Genomic DNA, 12,032 nt, shown 5'->3' with positions numbered 1-12,032 from the left:
ATTAAAGCAGTTTAGTAATATACATCTATAGTAGATAACAAGGTTTGTATTTTTTCCTGCTGCGCTTTATCCAGTCCCAGGTCATGTAGATAGAATAAGCCTCTCCACTTCATATTGTACAGCGAATTGATAAAGGTTTTAGGATCTACCGGATTATTTCCGAAGTCTACAATTACTAATCCCTTCATTGCTTTTAGTTGATCAGGAAATGTCTTAAATGCATTGCCAGACAATGATAATTCTTCAAGTTTCAACAGCTTTGTTATAGAAGCAGGCAAAGTAGAAATATTGGTATATCGTATACTCAGATCCGTCAGTTCCGGGAGTCTGGCAAACTGATCCGGTATCGAATTTATCTTCTTAGGTGTTTTTACCTGAGTTCCGATCTGCGGATGACCCGTTACATATAGTTTTGTCAAAGTTGACAAAGAAAAGATTTCTTCAGGAAATTCTTCAAACCCTGTTCCATAGAGAGATAAGAGCTGCAGTTTAGACAATTGTGTTATAGATTGAGGCAGCGCTTTTAAATGTTCATTATAATCACATCTCAATATCTCAAGAGCAGTCAACTGACCAATATCTTCAGGAATGAACTCCAGATTATTTCTGGAAAGATCCAGTACACGTAATTTTTTGCCCGGTGATGATATCTCCGGCAGACCTGTAAGATTGGAGTGCAGAACAAGCTCCTCTAAATGGGGTGTATGATTAAATATCTTGTCAAGAATATCACTATCCAATGCCGGACTTTGTTTATTTAACGCAGTGATCTCTATACATTTGATTTTACCGAGATCAAATGTATTTATTTCTGTTGCCTTATTGAGGAAAAGTACCGAGTCGTTTGTGAGCTTTAATTTCAGTTCATTGAAGATAGCAGGACTCATCATTATCTCCTGCCCCATAGAATAGGCAGGCAATAAACATATCAGGATCAGATTAAATAACTGTTTCATAATTATTGATTTGGGGGCATAGGAACGGGAACCGTTGTTACAGGGATAGCTCCGTCATTAGCAGAATCAGCTTTTTTAAGCCCTTTGTATTTATAAGATTTATCCGGTTCTTCACATGTGGTATAAAATATACTTCCAGAAGTTATAGTCTGCTGTTTGTAATCAAATGGTTCTTGTGTATTCGATTGGAGCTTGTTGTACTTACGCAGAAAGCGGTCATCATTGTATTCATTCTGTTTGAAGTATTCTTCATTTTCCAGGTAGTCCTTACTGATATATTGATTGGTATTAGTATCGTAGTTATAGACATTGGAATCGGGAGCCGGAAAACTGTTGTAATGCCTATTGGCAAATACAGCATCACCCTTATTTTTATTTTCGAAATATTGATCTTTCCACTTTACTATCTCCGGCCATTCCTTATCCTCTTTGATATTAAGCCTGCACGGATATCCTTGTCTATCCAGGTATCCATCTTTCTTTAAACACAATTCTCCGTCTTGCCCGGATATTACAGCTGCAAAATCCTGATACACAGATTTAGGCTTATTGTATACAAAAATAAAATCGTTGTAATTGGAAGGTATCGTATACAACCAGGAAATATTGGGGTTTTGTAGATCTCCCTCCTCCTCAGAGGACCACTGCGAAAGGCTAAGCTGCCGGAAAGGCAACGGACCACTGTATACGAACGGAGCATCAAAACAATTTGCCTCTTCATTAAAAACCCTTCGTATACTATCTTTATCAAATCGTGCAAAAGTAGCTCCGTTTTCAAAACCTGTAAAATTAATGCGAACGCTGTCACCTATACTTTTATTTTCATAGGCATAAACCTGAAACAATTCGGGCTTATCCGGATAAAACAGCAGATAATCTTTCTCAAAACAATAAGAGCCAAATACAGCAGTTGCATAGCCGTACAACAAAAAATATCCATCTTCAAAGAGACAAATGCCATCATTACCCCCATATCGTCCTTCATATTTTTTATATCTGGGATCGTTTGGATGCTGTGCGGACAATTGTGTTGCAAATAGTACCATAAGTATGATTATAATGTGTTTCTTCATAAGACTTAAAAACTGAATCGGCTGTTTATTCTACTGCTTTGATTCCTGTACCCATTACATCTCCATATTCAGACATCTGCAATTTGATATTCCCGTTATCCAGCAGCGTAAATTTCAACGCACTGTCCATGCCTCCTTGTCTTATCCCCTGAAACTCATTTTCTGAAACAGGAAAAAAGCGCAAATCCAGTTTGGATCTGGAAGTATTATAGATCAGATGACCGTCTGCATATGTTATCCTGTAATCTTCATCCGGATCTCTGCTATCGATATACAGGCCTACATATTTTTTTATATCTGCTTCAGAAAGTTGTACTTTCTTCTTGAATTCTGTTTTCAGGGGCTGATTCTCCAGTATCTGCGTGATATTATTAAAAGGATAAGTTCCCAGTTTAAAATTTTCCAACACAATAACCATTCTGTCTTTGACTACATCCCGGTAAAGAAGTGCGACATAACCTCCCCAATTTCCGACATTACCATAGGTGAATTTATTTTCTCCCTTTGTCAGATCAAATCCGAGACCATAGGGAATGTTTTTACCATAGGCATTCTGCGTCACCTCAGTCATCTCCTCAAATTCCTGTTTAGTAAGCAGTGTATTGGCTTCCAATGCCTTAAACCAGCTGTAGATATCTTTTACATTCGAACTGATCTTACTCGCACCTACAATACCATCGAGAAAATACACCTTTTTATCATTGTAGGACGTATCTTCCGGTACTACTTTCCGAAAGGAGTTGCGCGCCCAAACATAACCGGTAGCATAATTTTTTATGTCGCGCGGATGCAGTCTGCTGTTATACACGAATGTGCTGTTCATCTTTAAGGGCTTAAAAATCTGATCAGCCATAAAATCTGCATATTTCTTACCGGATACACGTTCAATAATACTGGCGAGCAGAGCAAAACCTGTACTATTATAACGATACAGATTTTTAGGTTTGAATTGCAAAGAATCCTTTCGCTCAGCATAAAACCGGATCAGATCATCGTTTGTAGCTATGCGGGATGCATCCCATTCCTTCGGCATATCGATCATAAATTCGGGCAGACCACTCGTATGACGAAGCAGATCATAAATGGTAACTTTATTCCAGAATCCAAGTTCTGGAAGATATTTTTCTATCGAATCTTCATAACGCAATTTCCCCTGTCTTTTGAGCAGTACAATAGCCGCTGCCGTAAACTGTTTGGAAGCAGATCCCAATTCAAAAATTGTCTCCGGATTATTATACGCTTTAGTCGTTTCATCACGATAGCCATAGCCTTTCTCAAAGAGAATATTCCCTTTATCGGCTATAAGTACTGTTCCGTTAAACTGATTCTGCTCATTCAGCATAGAAAATATGCTGTCGAGTTGTCTGACCTGTCTTTGTTGCTGCTGCGCAAAACAGGTATGGATAAGTACGGACAGTACGAGTATAATATTGAGTTTTTTCATGTATAGGTTGACGAATACTATTATTCGCTTCTATTTTTCAACAACAATAGTGCCTGCGATCAGATCGTGAGCAGCTTTTCGTTTATCATTGAATAATAGTATAATCGGAAGAAACGGAATGCATTTGACTACGCTCCTTACAAAATACTGAAATACAGAAAGTTTGCGACCTTCCCTATCGGAAACAACTATAACTGATAGTGCCTTCTTGCCAACAGTACCCTTAAAAAGTAATTCCATCAGGAAGAAATAGAGTATCCATAACGGGAAGAACAACAAATAAAATTTGTTATCAAAATAGTCTGGCAAATGTTTGGCGAGAAAAGCCAAGGGAAAATTGAGTATTGTCAATACGATCATATCTATAAGATAACTTCCTAAGCGCTTCCCTACAGATGCCAAAGGAGCTTCCAGACTGTCTATTACTGCCGTTGAGGAAGTATACTCAGAAGCTGATAATACCGTAGAGGGAATATAGGCGGTCTTACAGAAGGTACATTCCAGAGTATCTCCTAATTTTCCGAGAGGAATAACCGGAATAAAGAATAAGGAAAAAAACTTCTGATTTTGCTTCAACTGATAGGAACGATGTGTATTGCATCGTACACATTCGAACTCCCCGGATTTGACTGTTTTACCTACGGATTTTGTACCAAAAATGACAAGCATAAGATCTGTATTAAATATGAATAAAAAAATGCAAACTCCTTATTTTAAACATCTTAAAAGCACTAAAAAGAAATCCACATCATAATAATACTCAAATAAACAATATTTTTATCAACTGCTGTCAATGTATTTTATATTCGCATCAGATGAACCTATATCCGTTATTTATTTTATCATAAATGTTAAACACACTCTGTTTAAACTTCTCAGCCCTATTTTGTATTAATGATCGTTTTTGCAGTTGAAACGCTGTAAAAATTAAGCTTTTGCTCCTCAAATTTTTGATACAAGACTTTGAGTACATCATTTCTGAAAGGCCCTGCATTTGCAGCAGCATTGATCCAGCAGCCCAGATTGAGGTAGATCATATCTTCACTCACATCCTGCACACTTACATTGGTGCCGAGGTCCCTGAGACAATAAGTACTTCTTTCCATTGCTTCAATAATCCAGGCTGTCGCTTGTGCAAGGTCAACCCGGCGGTCTACCTGTATCGTAAAACTGGTACGGCTATAATCCTGAGACAATGTCCAGTTGACCAGTCTTCCGGATAATAAATCTCCATTCGGGATAATCACATCCGCTCCGTCTCCGGTTTGCAGCACACTGGCACGGATACCGATCTCTTTAACTCTTCCCTTTTTATCGGCCAGTTCGATCTGGTCTCCTACTCTGAAAGGCTTGTCAAAGACCAGAATTATTCCTGATACGAAGTTATTAATGATATTCTGCATTCCTAATCCTATACCGACACTCAATGCCCCGATGACTACCGTAAGTTTGTCCAGGCTCATTCCGAGCGCTGAGATTGCAAAGAAGAACCCTATCAGAATAATGGCTAAACGAAACAATGGAAACAGGGTTAACTTCTGATTGTAATCTTTATTGAGTTTACCGTTTTCACCACCTAAAATCAGCAGACTGATATTTTTCTGAAGCCAATTGGTGACAAACAATAGTAATACAGCTATGCCCATATTGCCTATGGTAAAAGACAGATTACCAATCTTTCGGGCCTTATTAAAAAACAGATCACTTGAATTCAGCAGACGTTCTATAAACTGCAGATTGTTTGCAAAAACTATTATGGCAACAATAATACACAGCAGTCTCAGTATATCAGATAAGACTTTGATTGTACGCTGTTCATTAAACCGACTCCAAAACCCGTTTTGAATACGATCTTTTTTAAACTGATTCCGCACATCGCGTCTGATCATCTCTGTAAAGAACTGCAAGGTGAAGGACTGGGCAAAAGCTACTGCACAGGCTACACTAAAGCTCCGTGCAAGATCGACGTATCCCAGTGTGTTGGAAACAATAGCCAGAATACTTAAGACGATCACCAGCAGATATACAAAAGTGCCGATATATCCCGGAGATTCCGGATTACGGATCTTTTTCTTTGTGTAGATCACCAGTGCAAGCGCAATCAGATTAAACAGAATACATACTCCTCTCAGGAATAATCCATCATTTACAATGAGATTGGCAATCACAACCAGACTGTAAAACAAGAATATAAAAGCCAGCATCTTACGTTGTGTCTTAGATAGCTTATCCAGCAACAACAAACTGAACAAAATCATTATCACCAGCTGAGAGGCTTGTATGAGAAAAGTAGGCGTGATAAATTTAACCAACGGTAACAGGGTCAGTAGAAATATGATTCCTTTGCCCAGGATGCGCAATAGCTTCCAGGGATTAGTAATCGCTATGCGCTTACGTTCGCCAACGGCCTTTCTGGAAACAAATTCAATATTAAAAATCCAGTAGATATAAGCTAAAGTCAGCACAATCAGCAATATCCGCGATCCCCAGTCCGTATGATTGACATACAAGTTAAGAGAACGGGTACTGGCATAGTTTTGCTTGATACTGTTTACGATATCGTTTTTTGTAATTCCTTGCGTATGTGCACGCCAAAGCGAACTTTTGGTTTTAATGGTTTCAGACTCATCGGATACCCCATATGATGTGATGGCCTCGTTTATATCAGCGGTGATAGCGGGCGATTCGGAAATCATTTTTTTTATCTTCAATTCGATCGTATGCAAAGAATCCATCTTTGCGCTTACTTCTCTTTCCGAATGGTTTAGTGTATTGTTGATCAGCGGATTTGCCAACAGGATTGTTTCATATTTCCTTTTTAATTCATGGAACTTATCCCGGGTAGAGGTCAGGCCCTGATTATAATTATTGATGGTATGTTCCATAGAACGCAGACGTACTATTTCTGCCGCAGCATCCTGATGCCATTTTTGTAGCGAATCCAGAGAAGTGCTATCTGATATTCCTGCATACTTTTTATAATTATCCTCTATTTTGGACACCACAACAGCGATTTCCTTTGCCCGAATATTAGTAATGTATTCTACATTCAGGTTTTTCATTCCTGTACGTAAAGCTTCCAGATGATCAGACAACGAATCCGGAACGGTAGCGGATGTGGAAACCGAATCCTGTGAATAAGCTGATCCGATATGTAATAAAAACGAAAGAAAAATCAATAATTTCTTCATAGCTCTGTTATCCATATGAACAAAAATAAACTTTTAATAAGAGGAAGTTCATCTACATTTCAAAATCAAGGAATAAAAATCACTTCCAAAAAGATAAAACACCATAAGTTACAACAAAAAAACTCCTGAAACGGATTAGTCTCAGGAGTATTGAATTAATAATAAAATTTACAAACCTTTATTTAGTATAAAAAAATCTCTGCTTCAGATACCTTATAATTCTGAATTTTAAACTCTTTTGATAATTACTGCGGATGCCCCGCCACCGCCGTTACAGATTGCAGCCAGCCCGTATTGGCCTTGCTCCTGCTGCAATACACTTGTCAACGTGACCAGAATACGTGCACCGGAACAGCCCAGTGGATGCCCCAATGATACGGCTCCTCCATATATATTTACTTTCTCAGCCGGAATATTTAAGAGCTTCGCATTTGCTAATGCTACTACAGAAAAAGCTTCATTAAACTCAAAGTAGTCAATATCAGATACTGCAAGACCGGCTTTCTTCAGCACTTTTTCAGTTGCAATACGTGGTGTCGTCGTAAACCATTCCGGAGCCTGTTCGGCATCTGCATACGCCACGATCTCTGCCAATGGACTAAGTCCCCATTCCTTTACTTTTTGCTCACTCACAAGTAATAAAGCTGCTGCACCATCACTGATAGTGGATGCATTGGCAGCTGTAATCGTTCCGTCCTTTTTGAATGCAGGCTTCAAAGAAGGGATCTTATCAAAATTGACCTGTGAAAACTCTTCATCCTGCGCTATGATCTGCTCTCCTTTACGCGTAGCAATCACGACCGGCACGACCTCATTGGTAAACTTTCCTGTCTCCCATGCTTCTCTGCTACGCTGATATGAACCAATAGCATACGCATCCTGCTCCTCGCGTCCTATAGCATATTTTTCGGCACATAATTCTCCGAAGACGCCCATAGCATCCTGCGTGTATGCATCACTTAGCCCATCTTTTTGCACCCCGTCTACCAAACTTTGACTGCCATACTTCGCACCCCACCGGGCTGCAGGAACATAATAAGGTGTCTGACTCATACTTTCCATGCCTCCTGCCAGCACGACATCGGCATCGCCCAATAGGATCGATTGTGCACCCAGAGATACAGCTTTCATGCCACTGGCGCACACTTTATTAATTGTGGTTACAGTAACCTGATCCGGTAAACCTGAGATTTTGGCCACCTGACGTGCCGGAGCCTGCCCAAGGTTAGCTTGCAGAACACATCCCATCAACAGCTCATCTATATGTTCAGTAGCTATTCCGGATTGATCCAAAGCAGCGGAAACAGCTTTAGCTCCCAGTTCTGTAGCGGAAAGTGTGGAAAGTGCCCCTCCGAAACTACCGATAGCTGTACGCTTGGCCGCAACTATAAATACTTTTTTATTCATGTTTATCTTTTGTTTATAATGGTACAAAATCTCTAAATGCAGAGTCTGATAGCAGACCAAAACAGTGTCATACTTATTTTTCCTGTTGATACAGCTTACTTAACCGGAAACGGATAATCAGGAAGACATACCCATCTTACATTTATTTTGTAAAGATATGAAAAGAACGAATTCAATACGGAATTACAAGCCCATATTTTCATAAAGTAACAATATAACGAAAATAAAACGAATACTTATATAAATGATAACTGGAAAAATTAAATCGTAAAAATTAACGGAAAGCCCCACTTTTTCCTTAAATTCGTCTTTGCCCCTAATGGAAAATCAAATCCTCTCAGGGCTTATCATAACCAATAAATTTATACTATATGCAGGCCACCCTACTGACAGCTGAGCATCAAACCTTTCGCGAAACGCTACAGGCATTTATACGTAAGGAGATCTTACCACATATCGACCGTTGGGAAAAAGACAATCAAATCGACAAATCTATCTGGAAAAAAATGGGTGATATGGGCTTTCTGGGGCTCAATTATCCGGAAGCTTATGGTGGATTAGATCTGGATTTCTACTATTCCATGATTTTTTGCGAAGAGCTTTCCTATTGTTATTCCGGAGGATTTACGATATCCGCACTGGTCATTCAATATATGTCGGCTCCTTACCTCCTGAAATATGCTTCTGAAGAACTCAAACAACGTTATTTAACAGGCGTTATAACCGGAGATCTGGTCAGTGCTGTTGCCATTACAGAACCCGGCGCCGGATCTGACATTCAGCACATCAAGACTACTGCGGTTAGGGAAGGCGATTATTATATTGTCAACGGCTCCAAGACATTTATTACAAATGGCTATTATGGTGATTTTTTTATTACGGCAGTCAAGACAGATCCAAGCAAAAAAAGCAAAGGCATCAGTCTGTTACTTATAGACAGGAATACGCCGGGAGTCAGTGCGCATAAAATAAATAAAATGGGCTGGCATGCTTCCGATACTGCAGAACTGGGATTTGACCAGGTTAAAGTCCCCGTATCTCATCTGATCGGTGAAGAAGGCGCCGGATTCGGTTATCTGATGGGCGGACTGCAATTGGAGCGCCTTACGGCTGCCATTCAAAGTATATCCACTGCGGACTCCGCATTACAGTATACCCTGGCATACATAGACAAAAGGGAAGCGTTTGGAAAGAAACTGATGGATTTTCAGGTATTAAGACATCGTATAGCACAGATGGTCGCAGATATAGCCACTACAAAAGCATTCGTATACCATTGCTGTGACCTTCAGCAACGCGGAGATTATGCTGTTCAGGAATGCTCTATAGCTAAACTACAGTCCAGCGAACTGGCCATTAAGATCGTTCATGAATGTTTACAGCTCTTTGGCGGATATGGTTTTACTGAAGACTATAAAATATCCCGTTTATACCGGGATGTCCGTGTAGGAACAATTATAGGCGGTACATCTGAAATCATGCGGGAGATCATAGCTAAAACAGCAATTGACAAAGTAAATTACCATACAAAAAAAGAATAAAGACGGATGGACAATCGGACGATTTATCTACACTGAGACTACAACAAAAACATCAAAAATAACTCATTTTTAACACTTTAAAGCTGATCGCTATGAATAAGAACCTCAAATATTTTCATACAGAACAAAATACACAAGGTATCGTACTCATTCATCCTTCGACCACAGATAGTGATATAAATGAGTTGGACCAATTGGAAGAATTCATAGATATAGCGTTAATCTTTCTAGGGGATCCGGATATTAAAGGTATTATCTACCGGAATCCTTTAAGCGCTAAAGAAACAGCTTATAAAGCTATTTATACTCTTGCTTCACATTCTGATATTTTTGAAAAACGTTTGTCCATTCTTCTCTCTAAAATCCCGGACTTGCAGCACCACAAGCCCGTAATTAGTATTGTACAAAATGATTGTCTGGGGATATCGATGGCCGCTGCACTTTGGGGCTCACGACGAATAGCCACCCGGGAAGCCCGCCTTGGTTTTTCGGAAGCACGGTACGGATTGTTTCCGGGATTCGGGGCTACTGTACTCACTTCCCGCTTATTGGATCCGGAAAAAGCTGTTCCTTTTCTCACACAAGGAACTATCCTTACTGCAGTACAGGCCCAGGAGGCCGGATTGATAGATCAGGTAGTTGTTGATCTGACTGAAGCACTGGAATCAGCTCAGCAATATATCCTTCAGAATCCTGTTTTAAAGGCCACAATGTCTCCGTTGCCAATCCATACAGAAGCTTTTGAAGCAAGCGCAGCAATAATCAGGAAAAGAAGCAATGGTCTTATACCCGGCATAGATCATTGTTTGCAAATGATCAGAGATGCAAGAGAATTATCCTTAGGAGATGCATTGATACAAGAGGCGCAACACTACACCAAAGTGTGGAACAGCCCTGAAGCATTATGTATGCTCCGGACACAGTATTATGGCATCAGAGAAGCGATCAGACCGGATACATCAACAGGATTTGAGTTAAAAAAATTAGGTGTAATCGGTGCAGGTATGATGGGATCCGGAATAGCGTATGAAGGCGCACGTGCAGGTATGGATGTCGTCCTCAAAGATGTAGATCTTACTCAGGCATCAAAAGGGAAAGCCTATTCAGAGAAGATCTGCAATAAGCTTGTACAACAAGGTATTATGACTGAAAATGCACAACAGCAGTTGCTCGGACATATCCATCCTACGGATCAAATGGCTGATCTGGGAAATACAGACCTGATTATAGAGGCTGTATTTGAGGATAAAGTGTTAAAAGCAGAAGTTACTACTGAGAGCCTTCCCTACCTGAATGAAAAAGGATTTTTTGCATCAAATACGACTTCTTTACCTATCAGCGAACTGGCTTCTGTATCTTCAAAGCCCGAAAATTTTATAGGTATGCATTTTTTCTCTCCGGTAGACCGTATGGCTTTGGTCGAAATTATCCGGGGCAGCAAGACGAGTGATGATACCTTAAAAAAAGCCCTTCAGGTGGCTCGTCAGTTTGGTAAAATTCCAATTGTAATATATGATGGTCCTGCTTTTTTCACTTCCCGTATTTTTTTCAACTATCTGTTAGAAGCTATTACCATGCTTCTGGAAGGCATTCCAGCAAATGAGATCGAACTGCAGGCGAGGTTAGCAGGATTTGCAGTCGGTCCGCTGGCGGTTCTGGATGAGATTTCACTGTCACTTATGTTACATGTGTATGACCAGCTACCGGAGCTACATGCCAGCCAGAAAAGATGTTACAATTATCTTACAAAATTAGTAACTGCAGGTCGAAACGGACGCAAAAGCGGAAAAGGTTTCTACAACTATGATTCTGTAACAGGAAAGAAAGCAATCTGGCAGGATCCGGAAATAACAGAAGCAGATCACTTACCTGCCGTAGATCAGATACGTAAAAGATTATTGCATGTCATGTCTCTGGACAGCTTTCGCTGTCTGGACGAAGGCGTCTTACAACATCCTTTAGACGGCGACATCGGTTCGGTACTCGGCATCGGTTACGCAGCACATACCGGAGGAGTATTCGGTCATATCGATCAGGTTGGCTTACCGGACTTTGTAAATGAATGTCAGGCATTTGCCGAATTCGGAGAACAATGGGAAATCCCTCCGGCTATAAAGCAACTGGCCGACCGTAATTTTAGTTTTTACAGCGGATTTGATTCAAACTGGAAATAAGAGTAAACAACAAAAGAGTTGTTATTACCTTTCTCTCCTTCTCAAGGAGAGATGCCCGAAGGGCAGAGAGGTTGATATTATAAGCTCAGAACCTCTCCGTATCCACTCTAACATTTCGGAACACGTTCTTCTTAAAACGAGAGAGAATAACTTTGAAATGGATAAAGTGTGTTTGTCTGCGTCTGATGGTGTCCTCACCGGCAGTATAATAATTTCGATCTTACCATTTGGCGGGGACGCCAAATA

8 protein-coding genes are annotated in these 12,032 nt (G+C 40.1%); 2 read left to right on the top strand and 6 right to left on the bottom strand.

All coding sequences use genetic code 11. The features are described 5' to 3' along the window. Positions 1-11: 11 nt before the first annotated feature. From I6J03_RS18180 to I6J03_RS18155, 6 genes are all read right to left on the bottom strand, one after another. Complete coding sequence (locus tag I6J03_RS18180; protein ID WP_003003194.1) at positions 12-956, bottom strand: leucine-rich repeat domain-containing protein; 945 nt, start codon at positions 954-956, stop codon at positions 12-14. Positions 957-958: 2 nt separating this feature from the next. Continuing rightward, the gene (locus tag I6J03_RS18175) at positions 959-2,002 is read right to left on the bottom strand and encodes a preprotein translocase subunit SecD (protein WP_232279605.1); all 1,044 of its coding nucleotides are present in this window, start codon (positions 2,000-2,002) and stop codon (positions 959-961) included. A 52-nt stretch (positions 2,003-2,054) separates the two neighbouring features. Then, a complete protein-coding gene (locus I6J03_RS18170; protein ID WP_003003198.1) occupies positions 2,055-3,473 on the bottom strand; it encodes a serine hydrolase domain-containing protein in 1,419 nt (472 codons plus the stop codon). 30 nt (positions 3,474-3,503) lie between these two features. Beyond that, on the bottom strand, positions 3,504-4,142 hold the full coding sequence (locus I6J03_RS18165) for an RDD family protein (protein WP_003003199.1): 639 nt from the start codon (positions 4,140-4,142) through the stop codon (positions 3,504-3,506). A 212-nt stretch (positions 4,143-4,354) separates the two neighbouring features. Continuing rightward, positions 4,355-6,664 (bottom strand): mechanosensitive ion channel family protein, encoded by a 2,310-nt coding sequence (locus tag I6J03_RS18160; protein WP_232279606.1) that lies wholly within the window; start codon positions 6,662-6,664, stop codon positions 4,355-4,357. Between the two features lie 228 nt (positions 6,665-6,892). Further along, complete coding sequence (locus I6J03_RS18155) at positions 6,893-8,071, bottom strand: acetyl-CoA C-acyltransferase (RefSeq protein ID WP_003003203.1); 1,179 nt, start codon at positions 8,069-8,071, stop codon at positions 6,893-6,895. 371 nt (positions 8,072-8,442) lie between these two features. Between I6J03_RS18155 and I6J03_RS18150 the strand changes: the two genes are divergently transcribed. Both I6J03_RS18150 and I6J03_RS18145 read left to right on the top strand, forming a co-directional pair. Next, positions 8,443-9,612 carry an acyl-CoA dehydrogenase family protein gene (locus I6J03_RS18150; RefSeq protein WP_201693882.1) on the top strand — a complete coding sequence of 390 codons (1,170 nt, stop codon included), beginning with the start codon at positions 8,443-8,445 and terminating at the stop codon, positions 9,610-9,612. 92 nt (positions 9,613-9,704) lie between these two features. Further along, positions 9,705-11,786, top strand: coding sequence for a 3-hydroxyacyl-CoA dehydrogenase NAD-binding domain-containing protein (locus I6J03_RS18145; RefSeq protein WP_003003208.1), 2,082 nt, complete (start codon positions 9,705-9,707; stop codon positions 11,784-11,786). The last annotated feature ends 246 nt before the right edge of the window (positions 11,787-12,032 follow it).

This window comes from Sphingobacterium spiritivorum (assembly GCF_016724845.1).
GTDB classification, from domain to species: domain Bacteria; phylum Bacteroidota; class Bacteroidia; order Sphingobacteriales; family Sphingobacteriaceae; genus Sphingobacterium; species Sphingobacterium spiritivorum_A.
Note: the sequence above shows the minus strand (reverse complement) of the source record. Positions and strands in the feature narration are given on the sequence as shown.